The following is a 17608-nucleotide window of genomic DNA, read 5'->3' as shown; positions in this document are numbered from 1 at the left end:
AAAATTCCGAGGTTAAAATTACTAAGAAAAAGCGGGTTATGTCCACAGAAAATAACTGGAAAACACTTTCGTCACAAACTGTTTATGAAAACGCCTGGCTCGAACTCAGCCACCGCGACGTGATCAATCCCTCGGGCAACAAAGGCATTTACGGGTTGGTGAAATTTAAGAATCAGGCTATTGGCATTATTCCGGTTGACGAAAACGATAACATTTATCTCGTTGGTCAGTTCCGTTATGCGATTGACGAATATTCCTGGGAAATTCCTGAGGGCGGCGGGTTGCTGGGTACCGATGTACTTGCCGCGGCGCGAAGGGAATTGAAGGAAGAAACCGGCCTGGTAGCCAACAAATGGACTAAACTTGCCCGCATTCATACCTCCAACTCCGCTACAAACGAGGAAGCTTTTTTATACATCGCAGAGGAGCTCACCCAACAGGAAGCCGAACCGGAAGATACCGAGGATCTGCAGGTCAGGATAGTGCCGCTTAGAGAGGCTGTCGAAATGGTAATGCGTTCTGAGATTACTGATTCAATGTCTGTCTGCGCCATTCTCATGACTGCCCGGCTGAAAGGGATCTGATATGCTGGAATCGCTGCTTTATGGTACGCTGACCGGCATTGCCTTATGCCTTACCTTCGGTACCGTATTTTTTTCGTTGGTTCAGAATAGCGTCGACAACGGGTTTCGGGCCGGTGTCAAAATTGCATTCGGCGTTTTTGTGTGCGATATCATTTTCGTGTTTTTCGCCATTTTCGGTACTGCATTGCTGCCTGATATTCCCAATTTCAAGCAATACATGGCAGGCGCTGGTGTGGTATTTCTGCTCATACTCGGGCTGAGTAATCTCATCAAAGGTCAGCCGAAGATTGCTTATCCGCAAACCAGCCTTGGCAGCTTGGTTTACTATTTTACAACAGGTTTTTTGCTGAATGGACTGAACCCTGTGAACTTCATCAGCTGGGTCACGATTGCTTCTTATATCCGCACCAATCTGCATTATGACCTCAACCAGGTTCTGCTGTTTTTCGGGGCGAGTGTAATTGCAGTTTTTGTGGTTGAATGCGGGATTGCATTCTCCGCACAAAGGTTGAAGCGGCTTTTTACACCCAAAGTAGTAACGGTATTTAACAAAGTGACAGGCGTAGTTTTTATCCTAATCGCCTGTCAGATCGCTTATACCAATTTTATCAAATAACTATTTCATTTCATATCCCTGGGTTTTCAGGAATGCTTTCCACTCATCAATCAGGAAGTTTTTGAATACACGCGGAAATTTATGTTGGCCACCCATTTTACCTTTTGATTTCATCCAATCATAAAAAACCTGGTTGGGTAAAACGGTAACAAATACCTCCTGCAATGCATGGCGGCGCTCTACCGCGTAATCGTCATTCAACTCCGACAGTTTTGCATCCAGTTTCTTTTTCAGCAATTCTGTATCCACATTTTGTTCCTCCACGCCAATGTACCACTGGTGCGCGAACATCGAACCATGCTCCACGCCGCTTACTGTAAACTCTTTCACGGTCAAACCCATTTCGTCAGAAACCAGGTCGATCGCTTTGTTCATATTGTCGACAGACAGGTGCTCTCCGCATAAGCTGAGGTAATGCTTGGTACGGCCTGTGATAACGATCTCGCCTTTTGCCTTATCAACAAATTTGATCGTATCGCCGATCAGGTAACGCCACGCCCCGGAACAGGTGGAGAGCAGTAGTGCATATTCTTTTCCTTCTTCTACCTGATCGACCATCAGCGTCGTGGGATTAGGCTGCATGGTACCGTCAGAATCGAAGTTCTCCTGATTAAATGGGATGAATTCGAAGAAAATCCCATTGTCACACACCAGCTCCATTCCCTGCGCGCCGGGTCTGGTCTGGTAAGCTATAAAACCTTCCGAGGCAAGATATGTATTGATGTAGATGAGAGGACGTGCTAGCAGCTTTTCAAAGCCTTTCCGGTAAGGTTCAAAAGAAACCCCGCCGTGGGCGAAAACCTGCAAGTTGGGCCAGATATCGTGAATGGTTTTAACATTATAATGGGCGATGATCTTCTCCATTAACAACTGAATCCAGGCGGGAACACCTACAATAAATCCGATATCCCATTCATGCGCCTGTTTCGTAATCTCTTCCAGTTTAAGCCCCCAGTCTTTCTGAGCAGCGATCTTCTCACCTGGCTTGTAGTAGGGACGGAACCAGTAGGGGATTTGCTTGGCCTGGATCCCGCTCAGGTCGCCTTCGAAATGTTTGTCCTGATTGTTGAGGTTCGTACTTCCTCCGAGCATCAGAAAGCCTTTTTCATACAAATCGTCCGGCAGGTTCTTATAATGCCCGAGTGACAGGATCTGGCGGATACTTGTTTTCTGGATTGCGCGGGACATCGCTTTGGTAACCGGAATATGCTTTGTCGAAGCCTCCGATGTTCCTGAGCTTAATGCATAATATTTAATCTGTCCCGGCCAGCAAACATCCTTTTCACCTTCCAGTGATTTGTGCCACCATTCATTGAAGATCTTGTTGTAATCGTAAACGGGCACTGAACGCTTGTATAGCTCGTAAAACGCGCCTTTTTCACTGAAAAGAATGGATGAAAGCAGCTCATCGAAGTTGTACTTCTCACCAAACTCGGTGTACCTGGCTTTTGCAAGCAGCTTCGCCAGTGTCTTTTTTTGTTGCTGGTGAAGACTTCCCTTGCGCCTGTTAGCGACGATATTACTGAAATGTATGCCTCGTTTTAATAACCGACCTACTAATGCCATAGCTTATTGTTTAATTATAAATCCCAGGTTGCAAGCTGTTTCAAAGCTTCATACTCTGTCAGATCATATTGACAAGGGACAACTGAGATATAATTGTTATCAAGTGCCCAGACATCCGTATCTTCTTTTTCTGTGTCAAAATTGACGAATTCGCCTGCCATCCAAAAATATCCTCTTCCATTCGGATCGACGCGGTAATCGAATTTCTCCTGCCATTTAGCGAGCGCTTGTCTGCACACCTTCACGCCTTTGAGCGGAAGGTCACTTTTGGCTGGGATGTTGACATTCAATGCAATTCCAACGGGGATTCCATTCTTCAACGCTTCTTCGGTAATGGATTTGATAAACGGCACGCCGTGACTGAAATCCGCATCCTCGCGGAAGTCGCACAGCGAAAATCCGATCGCCGGAATACCTTCGATTGCAGCTTCGATTGCCGCAGACATGGTGCCCGAGTAAAGTACATTGATCGAGTTATTGCTTCCGTGATTGATCCCGCTTACCACCAGATCAGGTTTTCTGTCCAAAAGAATGTGGTGTTTGGCGATTTTCACGCAATCGGCAGGCGTACCTGAACATTCGTACTCTGTCACATCTTCAAAAATGTGGGTAGCGTACAGCCGGAGCGGCTCGCCGATCGTAATGGCGTGGCCCATACCGGATTGCGGACTGTTAGGTGCCACTACAACTACCTCACCCAACTCCTGCATGATTTCTACCAGTGTTCGGATTCCTTTGGATGTTATGCCATCATCATTTGTAACTAAAATAAGGGGTTTCATATATTTCTACTTATCGGCAGGACGCTAGGATGCATGCTCCGGCAGCTGCGATGAAGTAATGCTGGTTTTTAGGTTTATAACTATTTATTTGCAGTTTTAAGCTCAAATTTAAGCATTATGCCCGCATTCTCAATAAAGCACGCGCACCCGGAAGATATACCGGCGATCATTTCGATCCAGGAAGAGACCTGGGAACCTACTTATGGTGAAATCCTTAGCAAGGAACAAATCGACTATATGTTTGATAAAATATATTCTTCCGATGCATTGAAAACCCAAATGCAGGAAGGTCAGACTTTTCTGATTCTGCTGAGTGAAAATAAGCCTGCTGGCTTCGCGGGTGTTTCCGAGGAAAAACCCGGAACGTTTAAATTACATAAATTATATGTACTTCCTTCGATGCAGGGTACCGGCGCGGGCAAATTCCTGTTGAATGAGGCGGAGCGTTACGTCGTACATTCAGGAGGCAAAGTAATGCTCCTGAATGTCAACAGGTATAACAAGGCTAAAGCTTTTTACGAAAAGCAAGGTTACCGGGTGATTGAAGAAAAAGACATTCCGATCGGTCCCTACTGGATGAATGACTATATACTTGAAAGGACGCTGACTTAATCCTAAGCAGATTGTGCTTGCTGGGCCAGTTTCATTTTCTTCAAGTTCTTTTTCTGGCTCTTCAAACCCTGCAATGGATGGTAATGGTTGCTTTGACTTACATAGTATCCGGTTCCATCGTACTTCCGCTTGCCTGGGTGAGCCTTGCACTCGGGCGAGCAGGCCCCTTCCATTTCTTCACCGCATTTGATACAAACCGGTACGTGCGTGTTGCATTCTGCATTGGCGCAGTTGATCATGCGGTCGCAGGGTTCGTTACAGATGTAGCACTTTGAAATGATGGTAGGGTTCACGCTGTTTACATCAACTGTAATCCTGTTATCGAAGACGTAGCATTTACCGTCGAAATTCTCGCCGCCTTCTTCCAGTCCGTACCTAATAATGCCGCCGTGCAGCTGGTACACATCCTTAAATCCCTGATCTAGCAAATACGCGCTGGCTTTTTCACATTTGATGCCGCCGGTGCAATAGGTGACGATCTTCTTATCCTTCAAATGCTCGATCTCGTGAATATGCTCAGGCAGTTCGCGGAGGGTATGCATATCAAATGTAATAGCTCCCTTGAACTTGCCCACTTCATGCTCATAATCGGAACGCATATCAACCAATACCACGTCAGGGTCGTTGAGCAGCTTCTTGAATTCAGCAGGTTCCAGGTGTTTTCCGGTTCTTTCGAGGGGATTTACAGGGAGGTCCGAATTGACAATCTCGTCTTTCACCCGCACGTGCAATTTTTGAAATGCAATTTTATCATGCTCCTCCACTTTGAACTGAACGTGGCTGAAACGCGCGTCTGAGCGAACGTACTCCATGTAAGCTTCACAATCCTCCGGCGTACCCGAAACAGTGCCGTTCAATCCTTCCGGCGCGATGATAATCCGGCCCAGCAGGTTGTGTTCAACACAAAATACGTGGTGCTCGTCCCGGTAAGTTTCGGTATCGGCAATAGGAGAGTAGCAATAATATAAAATAACCCTGAACGGCTTCATTACAACTGATTTGGTTTTAACAAGAGAGGAAAAGTACCTGGCAAATTGGCTTTTTTCGTCAAAATCGATCACAAATATACAAATAACACAACTTTAACGAAAATCGGACGGGTGCAGTTCTAACTCATTTTGAAATACATATTTTTGCAAAAACACCCCGTCAGAAAATCTAACATTCTATTTATGCATATCGCGATCATCGGTAATATCGGCGCTGGAAAAACGACGCTCACCCAAATGCTGGGAGAATATTATAAATGGGATGTGATGTATGAGGCTGTGGAAGGAAATCCTTACCTGGCAGATTTCTACCATGATATGCCGCGCTGGGCTTTTAATTTGCAGATCTTCTTTCTAAACAGCCGCTTTGCCCAGGTGCAGCAGATCCGCGCGACGACGTATTCTACCATTGTTCAGGACCGTACGATTTATGAAGACGCTTATATTTTCGCAAGAAACTTGTACGAATCGGGCGTGATGGCCGAGCGCGATTACCAGACTTACCTGCTGCTTTTCAAATCCATTATTAATACTGTTTCTCAGCCTGATCTGCTCATTTACCTGAAAGCCGATATACCTAAGCTCGTTTCTCAGATCAAAAAGCGCGGCCGGGAGTTCGAAGCGGACATTTCAGTCGACTATTTATCAGGCCTCAACCGTTATTACGAAGATTTTGCCAAAAACTACGACCACGGTAAAATCCTGGAAATTGATGTAAATCAAATGGATTTCGCGTCCAACAAGGCGGATTTCGAAACCATCATCACATTGCTGAACAAAGAGCTTTTCTATATATAATCAACTGCTCAGTTCATGCAGGCCAATGCTTTTTGAAGGAGCTTGATGCTGGCAGCGCTGAAAACAAACACACGTTTTTCCTCAGAAAAGATCACTTCAATGCGCGTGATACCTTTCATTTTCTGCAATTCGGTGGGAGTAATCGGCGTCCAGAGCGTCATTAAAGGTTGCCACGGCGCCCGCTCAGACTTAGTAGTGTACAGAGAAAAATTGCCACGGGAAGAGAACACCCGGATTTCCGTGAACATCCGCACGTGGTACACCATTTCCAGCTCCTCATTGTTATAGGAAAATAGCCTCTCTTTGTCGCAACGGGTAAATGTAAGGTACTCTCCCTTGTCGGACAGCCTGATATCGTGATAATGCACGATTTTACGATTCGCCTCGCTTACCTTTTCCTTGCATTGGCCAAAAACATAGGAAGCAGGAAAAATCAGACTTGACAGGATCAGGATGGAGAGAAACGGGTAGGAGTAGAGCTTGTACTTCAATGATTTCAGGTTGAGTTAGGTTATTCGATCTTTGTTTAAAGATAACAGCTACAAAGCAAGTAACTAGCAATAAGCTCTTTAAACCGGGAATTTACCTTCCTGAAATGAAAAAAGTGCGTTGATTGCTCAAACGCACTTTTTAAAATGTGACCAGAAGGAGAGTCGAACTCTCTGGACATTTTTAACGTATGCTGATTATTAGCCAGTTAAAAAATGATACTTTTTGTAAAAAAGACGAATTTTGGACACTAATTGTCCTAGAATTGTCCCGACTTATATGGACTGATTGTATTTGTTAAGTTCAGTCAAAAACAGTCGCGTTGAGTGCTTGTTTACACACCATTGTTCAGGCCCGCTAATCAAGAGAAACGGGCGCTCCCATTTGCCATCAACGAGTTTATGTCTCAGATCAAGTGTTGTAACATTTGATGGAATGCTGTCGTATTTCCGATATCTATATCCAACCTGGTTCTGGAAGTAGCTGTTTATTCTCACAATCTCCGCGCGGTGGATTTTTGTCGCGGGCGAACTTACAAGGTATTCCCAACCTTCAATTTCTGCTACCAAGCATTGATCTGTGCCATAGTCTCTTATGACAAGGATCCCGCCTTCTTCGTGCGATGGCCCAATTAAAAGCCCCCCTTTTGAACCATCAATAATTAGTCCTTTTGCCTGCATTGCAAAAAACACATCTTTGTCAATTGGAAACTCTCGTCCCCCGTTTTTATGAAAGTTAAACGCCTTCTTGTGTATGTTATAGTTAGAATCCTCAAGATTAACCGACGACCACCGCGTCGAAATACCGCCATATCGGGCGGCTATTTTAAGGATGGCAAAATATATTCTATGGATCATATCCATTGTAGGCGTCGGGGCTTATTCGGATAGTAGATTTAACCTGAAGAATTACTACCTGGCGGGCGCGTCAACAATTCGTAAAACCCGCCAGATCCTGCGGACTTTTTCCAGTGGTACTTCTGTACTGCCGCCAGTCTCGATATTGTCAGAATGCAAGATAATTCTACCATCTACGGGGCTGTTTTTCACCCTTTTAACAACAAAAAAGTTGCCGTACGAAACGGCATATACGCCACTGTTAAGATAAACCCAGTCACCATTCGGAACAACCTTACACCTCACTTTGCAGCCGTCCCAGTAATTTGGTTCCATACTATCGCCCCCAATTTCAATTACAACCTGATCAGCATAACTTTCTTCCGGGTTTGGTTTAAGTACCCAATATGTTTCATGTTCCACATTCACGTCCATTAACTCCATAAAACTGGCCCTCGCCTTGGTGCTGATGTAGGTTAGTTCTTCATATTTAAGCGACTCGTTTTCAATAATAGGATCTGATGATTCCGGCTTGGGAGTATTGAAGATTTCACCTTCGCCAGTATGCCACCAGTCAGGATTAATGTTCAATTCGTTGATAATTCGATACTCTACATTCTTGCCAATTGGCCTTTTTCCCTTTTCATATTGGGCTACGTGGCTCTGACCGATTCCAACCCGCAGACCCATTTTTTCCTGGTTTAAGTCCAATAATTTCCTTATTTGTGCAAAACGCTGAGCTTTTAAGTCTGTAATGGCCTGCTTATTAAGTTGTTGCATTTTTGTAATATTATTTCGTAAAAAATTATCCTAAATGGATTGCTTAATTAGTCCATTTGGGATACTTTTACAGTGTAGATCATTACAGTGTAAAAATTACAGTGTAAAAGTACTAAAACCCAATCGAAAATGCAGTCACAATTAGTCAGCGGAATTAAAGGGAGGCTATTCGGTGAATTCCTCGTTTTAAAGGAAAAAAAGAACGGGCGCGAATGGCGCAACCTTCTAAAAGAATTCGACGAATATCACAAGACCGACGAAGCGGGCCACGTATGGAGAAATGCGAAACGGGGCCTTGCCGGGGTTGATGGCTATCAAAAGTTAGTCAATGATATGCGGAAGATCCTGAAACAAGAGGAAGAGCACCCCGCCCCGAAGGTATCCAAAACCCAGATGAAGGAGGCCAGGGCGCTGGCGATTTCGCGGAGCTTAGCGAGCCTGAAACGCCCCAGAAAGCAGAATGCAACGCGGACGCCGGTCAAATAAACATTTTGTCATTTTCTTACCCCTGTTCCAATCGCACCTTTGCAGCCCACCTTTTAGCTCGATAACAATGATGGACAATCTAATGTACTTTTTTCGTGACCCTGATCCCTGGGCAACTGCAATACTGATAATCCCCATTTCACTGATCATTTGTTCAACCTTCTTACTTCTTAAAAATGATAGCATTTCTCGCACTCTTTGATCCTGTTGATATTCTCTTTGCTATGATTTTCGGGGCATTAATTGGCATTGTTGCGCATATAATTTATGAATTCAATCACCCGCTTATTGTATCTGAGGATTACGATAGGCCGGATTATCAAGATGAAAGCGATGAAAAAACCACTGATTAAAGCGCCGGTAGTGGTCAAAGATTTAGAGCAGTTACCGTTCAGGATCGACCACATTAAATGTTCGAATTGCGGAAAAATCCAGACCGCGAAAGTTATCGAAACCTACCCCTGGGACACCTATATACACAACTGCGTAGCCTGCCAACACACTATTACGGAATCTGACTGGGATTCTGTCCAATAACTCAATTACCCTTTTTTATCATTTCTGACCTTTATTTCTAAGACGATCAATGAACCTGATCCAGATAATAGCGCTCTATAAGAGCGGAAAGCTTCCCGCGCACCCTGCGGTTTTGAGATCCTGCGAAGCAGTCCTGGAACATGCCAGCAGTATAGCATTTGCGGCGTGGCGGACAACATCAAACCCGGTAACAGCCAAGATGCTGGAAAAGGAGCAAATTCGCTATGAAACGATTTTGAAGCAGATCCGCAAAATGCAGCTGGCTAATGCCTCGAAGGCACAGAGAAGGCGGGCAGTCTCGATTATTTCACCAGCACTTCATCAATTACACCAATGAACGAGAGTACCAAAAATAGCCCACAATCAGAGTTTAGTTTTTTCAAAGGCGGGGCCAAAGTCACAAAGCCGTCCGCTAAAACTACCCTGGCCGAAGTAATTGACTGGATCCGCGACGGCAGGTATGCCGAAGCTGTGAAAGCCGTACAGAGCGCCGGAAATGACAAGGAAAAAAGCTTCCATAAAAAGCGCCTGGACTTTGTGACATTCAGCGGAATATTCCCGGTCAGGGCTGCGGCTAATCTTGAAAAACATAGCGGGCTTATTGTAATTGACTTTGATAAGCTGCAAGACGCCCAGGCATTGAAAATGCACTTGGTAGCGGATCCGTATGTGGCCGCCTGCTTTATTTCGCCCAGCGGGGCAGGAGTTAAGGCGGTGATCAGGATCGAGCAGACCGAAAAGCATAAAGAAGTTTTTGCAGACCTAGCGCATTATTTTAATAACGTATATAGGCTACCGGACAATGAAAAAGTAGATCCTTCTGGCAGTGATGTATCCCGGCCGTGCTTCCTTTCCTGGGATCCAGACGCGTTTTATAGGGGCGAATCAAAGGTTTACAAGATCCAAAATCAGATCCCGCCAAAGCCGAAAACCGAGCACCAAATTAGACAGGATGCAACGGACGTAGAAAAGCACGTGGCCGCCGTGGTTGAGCGTATCGAAGCCGACAAAATGGACATTTGCAACGAATATGGAACGGAATGGCTACTAATTGCTTTCAGTATGGCTACCCTGGGCGAAAATGGCCGTTCCTACTTCCACCGGATCAGCGCCCAGAATGCAAAGTACAGCGAGAAGGACGCGGACGAAAAATTTGATAATGCCCTACAAACTACCCGCTTTACGACGGCTGCCAAGTTTTTCAGCATTTGTAAGGACTACGGGCTGGACGTAAGCCGCCCGAAGGCTGAGAAGCAAGCGAAGGCGAAAGATTTAACAAAGCAGGAAATCGCTGTATTAGCCCAAATAAACCGTGATGTCCAGGAAGCAGAAGCGAAACTCGAAAAAAAGAAGAAGAAAAAAACGCAGGCTGATTACGAAGACGACGCAGACGAAGACAAAATCCCATTTACGGTTTGGTATACAAAGACGGGGGGGATGAAAATCAGAGGTGGGCGGTATTTCGACCATGTAGCGCAGAATTTTCAGGTTTACATTAAGTACCGTACCGAAGATGAACAGGAGAACGTAACCTGGGTATTAGAGATCAGAAAAGCGGACGGGAATTCTGAATATATCGAAGTGATCCACGATGATTTTTGCAGTGCCCGTAAATTAAAAAGTATGCTGGCGACAAGGCGGCTGGGATTCAAAATTAAAGACAATCACCTGGACGAACTACACAGTTATTTGTTCACCCAGACCGAGTTTTCGAGCGCTATAAAGGTGGTTCGATACGGGTATCACCCTGACAGTAAGGTGTATTTTTTCGCAAATAAAGCGCTGAACCTGGTCACTAATGAACTACTGACGCCGGACGAATTCGGGATCGTAGAAGCCAACAAAAAGCACCTATCAGCGCCACAGCCGCCAAAGGCCCGACAGCTGCGCCACACGCTCACAAATCAGAATGTAACTTTTGGCGACTTTTGGAAGCTCTACGCAATGGCCCATTTGCCAGAAAATGGCTTTGTTCCGGTCTGTTTCTATATATTTTCCCTGTTCAGGGATATGGGCCTGCAATACAAAAACTTTTCCCCTATCCTTTTTTTGAAAGGAGGGGCAGGTACTGGAAAATCTTCTATGGTTCGGATCCTGACCGCTGGGTTTGGCCGAAAGCAGGAGGGCGTCAATCTGAAATCAAAAAATACGGACGCGTCCCTGGTTAAGTTAATGAGCCAGAGCAGTAACCAGATAATCTGGTTCGATGAATTCCATAATGAATTGACAAATGAAGGGCTTTTGCAGGCTGCATACGACAACGACGGCTATCACAAGTCAACGACGGATTTTAACAGTATCGACACGGCGGCCGTCGAGATCCACAGCGCCCTAGCCCTGACAAGTAATTACATTCCCGAAAACCCCATTTTCTTTTCCAGGTGCGTATTTATCCCGATCACGGCCCAGCAGAAAACCGACGCCCAGCGGAAGGCTTACGACCAGCTGGAAAGCATCCAGGAAGCCGGTCTGGGCTGCATGACTGTCGAGCTTTTAAAGTATCGCGGATTGTTGGAGGCGAACGACAACTATGCATTTAGTTATAATCGCCTTTATAATTCGTTGAAAACCAGGTTTAAAGGTCAAAACATACCAGAACGGCTTTTTGCCAATATGTCCCAGATTCTGGCCGCGCCGTTCGCCCTTCACTGCCTGGGGAAAATTAACATGTTATCAATTCAGACCGAGGACGAAGCCGATATCCTGGCCGAATTCGTGGAAGTGGCCGAAAACTTCATTATGCGCCAGTTCAGGATTCAGAACGATAGTAAGGCGGTCGCTGAATTCTTCGAGATCATTCAGGGCCTATTTGAAGCAAATCAGATTCACGAAGGCTTTCACTTCCGGTTTGTTGGAAACGGAGAAATTATACAGATCCATTTCAGGAAATTGTACAATTTGTTTGCACAGAAGTATCGACAGATATTTTTCAAGTCACCGCCCGATCGGGACACAATTCAGTCAGAGCTTACTACACTTTCAGGACAAACCGAGTGGGAAGCCATTTCGAAGACCGTCCGATTTTTGACTGAAGCGGATTCGAATTCCAAATCCTTGACCATGCCACAAACAGGATCATGCGAACTGAATTATAAGCAGTTACAACAGAATTTTGGTATTGACCTTGTTAACAGGCAGGGAAATATCCATTAAGAATAGATGTGTTTTTAAAAAAAAATAAAGGATTTTTTCGCACTACAATACTACAAAGTAAGATAAGTAATTAATAATCAATGGTTTAGGTGTAGTAAAAGTGTAGTAAAAGTGTAGTAAAAGTGTAGTATTGTAGTATATGTAGTAAGTGTAGTACGGGCCGTACTACAAAATGCATGGATATACGTCGCTCATTTTCAAATAGTTATGGAAAGTATGTAGTGTAGTAAAAACACACCCTACGAGAACAGCAAAACAATTTTTTTTTCGATCATGGAAGAATCCCAGGAAAGTACAACAGAATCAATTCCAGCATTTAACGCCGATCGGTTCGATGTGCGCAAATTCAGCCGCTGGACAGACGATAAAGGACATCTGTTGATTGTGGCCGGTTTTTATCACGGAACGGATCCCAGACAGCCTTTTTCCGCCTACCCGCAACGGGTCGCCCTGGATCTGATAATCGTGGAAGAAGAACGGGCCGAATACATGGACATTCACCGCTTTATCCATTTTGTGATCCAGGGGAAATTAAAGCCGTGGCAAAAGCCAATGCCGGAAGAAATAGTGGAAGAAACAGCGCAGGCAGCTGCATAAGACAATTACAATTTTTCAATCAAACCAATTTTTTAAAATGAAGCAGATCCAGATTATCGGGAACATTGGCAAGGACGCAACGCTGCACAGCACGAACGGCCGCGAGTTTGTAAGGTGTTCGGTCGCAGCGTCGGAAAAGTGGAAAGTAGGGGAAGAAACGAAGGAAAAAACAGACTGGTTTTCGGTTTTTGTGAATCAAAAAAGTTTGCTTTCATACCTCAAAAAAGGAACGTCCGTATTTGTTCAGGGCGAATTAAGTGTGACCGTCCGCCGGGATGATAGTTCCGGCCATTATGTCGCGGATCTAAAAATCAACGCTGATAAAGTAAAACTGCTATCAGCTGCAAATAATGGACAGCAGGCAGGAAGCGCCGCTATGCCAGCAGCACCGGCCGCGCCAGGATCGCCAGGTGATGAAGGCGATGACCTACCATTCTAAACAAGTCAATGGAAAACACTGAACAAATCGCCGCTGGCCAGGTCTGGCAGCAACGCAACAAAGAAACCGTCACCATCGACGAAGTACTGGAAGAAAACGGCAGTACGCCGGTCAGGGTAGGGGAAAGGTACTGGCAGCTGAATGGCCGCTACTGGGACGACAAAACCGAACATTCGAGGGATCTAGTCAAACGAATCAGCTAATGAACAACGCTACCATAACAAAGCAAATTAATGCGCAAAGGATCCAGGATCTGACAGCATTCATGCAGCGGGTTAAAGGCCGTTTAGACCTTCAAATGGCTGTGGAAGATTGGAATTTTGAAGACAACATTTTGAAGGGGAGTAATAAGACTTTTAATCTAAATCAACTAATCATGGAAAATTCGGTAACGATCGAAACACTCGCCGCCCAGGTGCGGGCCGTTCGGGATCTTCAAAACAAATATTTCAGGATCCCGAAAGAGAATAAGGAAGAGAAGCAGACGGTTTTAAGAGCTTCAAAGGCTGCGGAATCTAGCCTGGACAAAATGGTGGCCGTCGTTCTGGATAAGGATCTGGACGCAGGAAGGTAGCCCACAGTATCCACTTAAATCTATTCCGTGGAACAGGTCAGTAGCCTGTTCCACGATCACCGCTCAGCTGGGCATATCTAATCAATATCATGGAAAAAACAGATAAGTTACCCGAAATAGAAAAGCTGGATTTTAATGAAATTTTTGAAGAAGTTTTTAAGAAAGTCGGAGGGCCTGAAATGGAAGGAGAAAACGAGGTAAAGCAAGTGTTCAAGGAAATATTCTTCTTCGGATGCGAATACACACTATCCCTTCTAAATTATTATTCAGGCCATGCACCAAGTGAAATATTAGAGCAGGTTGAACACTTACGTGCCCAAATCCGGGCATTTAACGCGTCTTACAACTAATGTCATCAATCGTACACAAACTAGCGGACGAAATCGCCCTGCATGGATCGTATGAAGCATACATAGCATGGCAGGATTCACAGTCAAGAGTTGGGCAGGTTCCAGGAATGCATAATCCGCCACCCCCGCCCACTGGAAGGTTGATAAGGGAAGGTCAAGAAGGAGCCCGGCCAGCGAACTGGAACCCCTCCCCCGAACTCCCACCCCGGGAAGAATACAAGCTGACCAGTGTCCACTATCTCAAAACTTTGCCGGGGCCATTCCAATGGGTACAAAGTGGTCTAAAAACAGCAGAAATGCGGTTTAACGATCGAAATTTTAGGATTGGCGATCGGCTAGTACTGCAAGAATGGGAGCCAAACAATGAACAATACACAGGTCGGAAAGTGGTAAGGCAAGTTACTTCTATACTAGAAGGTGGAAGCTGGGGAATCGAACCTGGCTATGTGATGCTATCAATGTCAACTTTACCTAGTAATTCTCAAAAAAGGCTACTAATGATAAAAGCGATTTCTTACACGGCTTCGATCCTGATCCCCTTCATTTTTCTGAATTTAGTAATTAAAGGGGTCGAAACTCACATTTACGATTATGTTCCGAATCGGGGACTATCAGTTATACAAATGGCGTGTACAATGCTACTGAGTATCATAATTGCTGAGATTGGCCTTAAAGCGGCCAAAGAAAACGAAAATTCCACACCTTAAAAGATCTGAAACCAACTGGCCATGCATGACAAAGCTATGCATGGTCAGTAAATAGCTATTTTACATCATTAATCCACTTTGAACATTGCGAAGAATATCTTCAAACGTAAAAAAGCGACCTTCTTTTTTAATTGCGTCATTCTTGAATGCGTACGTCTCGCCAGGAGTGAAATACTGTTTAGTGGACACCATAAAATAAATACTTAAGTCAAATAGATTAACGTGACACATCAATCCGGCCTTTGTTTGCAACACTACGAGGTAATGAGTATCATTATTGAAGTCAAAATATTGACCAACGCCCTTCATGTATACATCATTGAACTTCTCACCTAGTAAAAAGGAATCTGGATATTCTGAATCACGTTCATAGTTCAATAGCCTGTCCGATATTTCATGTGCTCGTTCGTCGGCAAAATACCCGGGTATCAGTAGTGTTGTAAATTCATAGGCAATTTTCAGCTGCGCCAAGTATAGTCGAAAGATCTGCGTTTCAAAAGTTTTAACCACCTCTGGAGCTTTTTCGATAACGCTTTTAATTTCTTGACTAGATATGTCAGCCCTTTTAAGATTATTTTGTTTCAAAAATCGGTCAAGCATTTTGTCTAGTGCAGGCAAATCAGAAGCAGGGCCAGTCATTTTAAGCGACAGCGTGTCAGAACTAGTCACCTCTAACTTTGGGGGTTTAGAGATAACAATCTGACCATCTTTCCCCCTTTTTATGATAACTGATTGTCCTGTATCCTTCACTTTTGCCGGGCCTGCAAGTGGATCAGGTAAGTTTCCTTTTCTGCCTTTGATGCCTAAATCGCGGCGTTTCATTTCGATGTAAAAGTTGTTTGTGAGGTGACAATCAACTTGGGTGCCTAAAAAGCTGTTGCATTCAGCACAAACCCTGTTTGTTGTCAATACTCCACCGATGGCAAAAGGGATAATATGCTCAATATTGAACTTCTGCTTTTCTTTCCTACAAATAATACAAATTGGCATCTTAGCTGTGGGTAAGAGGTTGAATCAGATCTTAGTCAGAGTTATCTTCGGAAATAATCGTTAGGATCGACCTCCTTATGGCCCACCATGTATTTGACGTTCTTTACCCGTAGGTGGGCACGCGGGGGAGCTTGCTGTGGAGTCACAAAATTGCCCATCATGTCAATAGGCTGTAAATCTACAAACATTGTGTAGTATCCATTTTCCCAAGTTATATCAATAGCATACTTAGCTGAGTTGGTAAATGGCTCGTAATTTGCGGTAAATATTTTTGTGGTCTTGTTTGCAGGTAGTGTAATTGGGCCGTAAGTTATGTAATCGTCAACTTTGGGCAAAGCACTATTGTATTCTGCATAATCTCTCCCTCTTTGTCCTATAAATTTGAATCCCAGACTGCCAGATATTCGCACTGTTAATTCTCGGAGAGGAACGTTGCCAGGGTTAGTTAAAGTTATATCTACGGGTTTATACCTTGGTGCGTTAGGTAGGTCACTCATGCCGGGGTAAGGGGCAGTCCCGACATTCATTATCTCGATAATGGGCTTATTAGCGCCACCAGTAACATGTTCATTCAGCAGTAATTGAAGTTTAATTGCATCGCTCTGCATATCGGCTAATTTTCTTGTTTCCTTGCCTGATTCCTCTTGCAATTTCTGGATAGAATCCGCTTTTATGCGTATTTCGGTGTTAGCAGCTTTTATTTCATCGTTTGCTTTTTCGAGCTTATTATGGGTTGCTGTTAATTGTCTGTCTTTTTCATCAGCTTCTTTTTGATCCTTAACGTCTTTATAGCATTGAGTGACGGCAATAAGGATCGCTAAAATTACGATTATTAAACTACTAGTGTTTTTCATTAGGGTTTCGGTAATTTCTGACAGAGAGATATCCAAGAAGAAGCAAAGTAAATGGTTGGTTTTCATAAACGTTAGCTCAAATAGTCGAAAATTTCTTTGCCAGCATTCATGCCACCATCGGTTATTGCCTTGAATATTCCTTTCTTAAATTCTGCAAGCAGTTGTTTCATTAAACTGATGCTGACTGTCTTAGACTTTGCCCATATTTTTGCAAGTTTATTGATAGCTTCATTTTTTGTCATGTTCTGAACGTTCTCCTGTAATTCAGAACAAAGCTCTCTAATTAAGTAGAGCTTTGCCTGATCTTTTGGATGGCCCTCGTAGTTATCAATATGAGCTTTAGCATCATTTAGATAGTCGTACAATAAAATCATCTTATGATTGTCGAACGCCGCATAATCAGCGTCTAAATCATTGGATTTGATACTTTCATAAAATTCCTTTTGGAATTGTCTTTCGAACGGATGGTCATACGGTGAAGGTGTATTTTGAAATTCTCTAAGAATTTTAAGCCAGTGTTTTAGGTGCACTACAAGTTCATCTTCTGTAAACCTGTCACCCGTCGTAAATACCTGGCTGGGGCTATTAGGCTTGTATTTAGTTTCGTAACGACCATTACCATCGCCAAAGCCAAATTCAAAAAAGAAATCAGACTCAGGATCTGAATCGTTTAGAATTAACGCTTTGTTTTCAGCCGTAGAAACAATGAATAGATCTCTATTTCCGGCAAAAACTTCATCAATTCTTTTCCACACTGTGTAGCCGACCTTCTTTTTCATTAAATTTGATCTGTTTGATATATCCACTTTTTTTAATGCCTGTCACGTCGCCAAACTGAGACAGGCATTTTTCTTTGCTAAAATAGACAT

23 protein-coding genes are annotated in these 17608 nt (G+C 44.0%); 14 read left to right on the top strand and 9 right to left on the bottom strand.

Annotation, left to right across the window (positions count from 1 at the left end; all coding sequences use genetic code 11):
• Window positions 1-38 precede the first annotated feature (38 nt).
• A complete protein-coding gene (locus Q369_RS0106775; RefSeq protein WP_031527045.1) occupies window positions 39-584 on the top strand; it encodes an NUDIX domain-containing protein in 546 nt (181 codons plus the stop codon).
• Between the two features lies 1 nt (window position 585).
• On the top strand, window positions 586-1200 hold the full coding sequence (locus Q369_RS0106770) for a LysE family translocator (RefSeq protein WP_031527044.1): 615 nt from the start codon (window positions 586-588) through the stop codon (window positions 1198-1200).
• On the opposite strand, the gene Q369_RS0106765 is transcribed toward Q369_RS0106770, so the two are convergent.
• Window positions 1201-2766 (bottom strand): GH3 family acyl-acid amido synthetase, encoded by a 1566-nt coding sequence (locus Q369_RS0106765; protein ID WP_031527043.1) that lies wholly within the window; start codon window positions 2764-2766, stop codon window positions 1201-1203.
• A 14-nt stretch (window positions 2767-2780) separates the two neighbouring features.
• Window positions 2781-3548: a 5'/3'-nucleotidase SurE gene (gene surE, locus Q369_RS0106760; RefSeq protein ID WP_031527042.1), complete on the bottom strand. Its 768-nt coding sequence runs from the start codon at window positions 3546-3548 to the stop codon at window positions 2781-2783.
• A gap of 117 nt (window positions 3549-3665) precedes the next feature.
• On the opposite strand from surE, the gene Q369_RS0106755 reads away from it, so the two are divergent.
• Window positions 3666-4160 carry a GNAT family N-acetyltransferase gene (locus Q369_RS0106755; RefSeq protein ID WP_031527041.1) on the top strand — a complete coding sequence of 165 codons (495 nt, stop codon included), beginning with the start codon at window positions 3666-3668 and terminating at the stop codon, window positions 4158-4160.
• A 2-nt stretch (window positions 4161-4162) separates the two neighbouring features.
• On the opposite strand, the gene trhO is transcribed toward Q369_RS0106755, so the two are convergent.
• On the bottom strand, window positions 4163-5149 hold the full coding sequence (gene trhO, locus Q369_RS0106750; protein WP_031527040.1) for an oxygen-dependent tRNA uridine(34) hydroxylase TrhO: 987 nt from the start codon (window positions 5147-5149) through the stop codon (window positions 4163-4165).
• Between the two features lie 183 nt (window positions 5150-5332).
• Here trhO and Q369_RS0106745 point away from each other — a divergent pair, with 183 nt between their 5' ends.
• The gene (locus tag Q369_RS0106745) at window positions 5333-5947 is read left to right on the top strand and encodes a deoxynucleoside kinase (protein ID WP_031527039.1); all 615 of its coding nucleotides are present in this window, start codon (window positions 5333-5335) and stop codon (window positions 5945-5947) included.
• 8 nt (window positions 5948-5955) lie between these two features.
• Here Q369_RS0106745 and Q369_RS0106740 read toward each other — a convergent pair whose 3' ends face one another.
• The 3 genes from Q369_RS0106740 to Q369_RS0106730 form a co-directional block, all read right to left on the bottom strand.
• Window positions 5956-6438 (bottom strand): hypothetical protein, encoded by a 483-nt coding sequence (locus Q369_RS0106740; RefSeq protein ID WP_051663952.1) that lies wholly within the window; start codon window positions 6436-6438, stop codon window positions 5956-5958.
• Window positions 6439-6711: 273 nt separating this feature from the next.
• Window positions 6712-7299, bottom strand: coding sequence for a hypothetical protein (locus Q369_RS0106735; protein WP_031527037.1), 588 nt, complete (start codon window positions 7297-7299; stop codon window positions 6712-6714).
• 48 nt (window positions 7300-7347) lie between these two features.
• Complete coding sequence (locus tag Q369_RS0106730; RefSeq protein WP_031527036.1) at window positions 7348-8052, bottom strand: XRE family transcriptional regulator; 705 nt, start codon at window positions 8050-8052, stop codon at window positions 7348-7350.
• Between the two features lie 129 nt (window positions 8053-8181).
• On the opposite strand from Q369_RS0106730, the gene Q369_RS0106725 reads away from it, so the two are divergent.
• The 10 genes from Q369_RS0106725 to Q369_RS29835 all read left to right on the top strand — a co-directional run bounded on the left by Q369_RS0106725 (window position 8182) and on the right by Q369_RS29835 (window position 14895).
• Window positions 8182-8538 (top strand): hypothetical protein, encoded by a 357-nt coding sequence (locus Q369_RS0106725; RefSeq protein ID WP_031527035.1) that lies wholly within the window; start codon window positions 8182-8184, stop codon window positions 8536-8538.
• Window positions 8539-8714: 176 nt separating this feature from the next.
• Entirely contained in the window at window positions 8715-8891 is a 177-nt protein-coding gene (locus tag Q369_RS28990) for a hypothetical protein (RefSeq protein ID WP_157488080.1), read from the top strand.
• Between the two features lie 233 nt (window positions 8892-9124).
• Window positions 9125-9412: a hypothetical protein gene (locus Q369_RS0106715; protein WP_031527034.1), complete on the top strand. Its 288-nt coding sequence runs from the start codon at window positions 9125-9127 to the stop codon at window positions 9410-9412.
• On the top strand, window positions 9409-12228 hold the full coding sequence (locus Q369_RS28270) for a BT4734/BF3469 family protein (RefSeq protein WP_051663951.1): 2820 nt from the start codon (window positions 9409-9411) through the stop codon (window positions 12226-12228). The genes Q369_RS0106715 and Q369_RS28270 overlap by 4 nt, the downstream gene beginning before the upstream one ends.
• Before the next feature lie 273 nt (window positions 12229-12501).
• Entirely contained in the window at window positions 12502-12825 is a 324-nt protein-coding gene (locus Q369_RS0106700; RefSeq protein WP_031527033.1) for a hypothetical protein, read from the top strand.
• A gap of 37 nt (window positions 12826-12862) precedes the next feature.
• Window positions 12863-13264, top strand: coding sequence for a single-stranded DNA-binding protein (locus tag Q369_RS0106695; protein ID WP_031527032.1), 402 nt, complete (start codon window positions 12863-12865; stop codon window positions 13262-13264).
• Between the two features lie 8 nt (window positions 13265-13272).
• Window positions 13273-13467 (top strand): hypothetical protein, encoded by a 195-nt coding sequence (locus tag Q369_RS0106690; RefSeq protein WP_031527031.1) that lies wholly within the window; start codon window positions 13273-13275, stop codon window positions 13465-13467.
• Window positions 13467-13838, top strand: a complete 372-nt coding sequence (locus Q369_RS0106685; RefSeq protein WP_031527030.1) for a hypothetical protein — start codon at window positions 13467-13469, stop codon at window positions 13836-13838. The genes Q369_RS0106690 and Q369_RS0106685 overlap by 1 nt, the downstream gene beginning before the upstream one ends.
• A gap of 89 nt (window positions 13839-13927) precedes the next feature.
• The gene (locus Q369_RS0106680; RefSeq protein WP_031527029.1) at window positions 13928-14188 is read left to right on the top strand and encodes a hypothetical protein; all 261 of its coding nucleotides are present in this window, start codon (window positions 13928-13930) and stop codon (window positions 14186-14188) included.
• Entirely contained in the window at window positions 14188-14895 is a 708-nt protein-coding gene (locus Q369_RS29835) for a DUF3850 domain-containing protein (protein ID WP_205624306.1), read from the top strand. Before Q369_RS0106680 ends, Q369_RS29835 begins: the two co-directional genes overlap by 1 nt.
• A gap of 60 nt (window positions 14896-14955) precedes the next feature.
• Here Q369_RS29835 and Q369_RS0106670 read toward each other — a convergent pair whose 3' ends face one another.
• Genes Q369_RS0106670 through Q369_RS0106660 form a run of 3 tightly spaced genes read right to left on the bottom strand, consistent with a single transcriptional unit; the run spans window position 14956 to window position 17518 of the window.
• Window positions 14956-15885 (bottom strand): HNH endonuclease, encoded by a 930-nt coding sequence (locus Q369_RS0106670; RefSeq protein WP_031527027.1) that lies wholly within the window; start codon window positions 15883-15885, stop codon window positions 14956-14958.
• 41 nt (window positions 15886-15926) lie between these two features.
• The gene (locus tag Q369_RS0106665; RefSeq protein ID WP_169739239.1) at window positions 15927-16775 is read right to left on the bottom strand and encodes a hypothetical protein; all 849 of its coding nucleotides are present in this window, start codon (window positions 16773-16775) and stop codon (window positions 15927-15929) included.
• Window positions 16776-16810: 35 nt separating this feature from the next.
• Window positions 16811-17518, bottom strand: coding sequence for a hypothetical protein (locus Q369_RS0106660; RefSeq protein ID WP_031527025.1), 708 nt, complete (start codon window positions 17516-17518; stop codon window positions 16811-16813).
• Between the last annotated feature and the right edge of the window lie 90 nt (window positions 17519-17608).

Source organism: Dyadobacter crusticola DSM 16708 (assembly GCF_000701505.1).
Taxonomy (GTDB): domain Bacteria; phylum Bacteroidota; class Bacteroidia; order Cytophagales; family Spirosomataceae; genus Dyadobacter; species Dyadobacter crusticola.
This window is presented reverse-complemented; position numbering and strand designations above follow the sequence as displayed.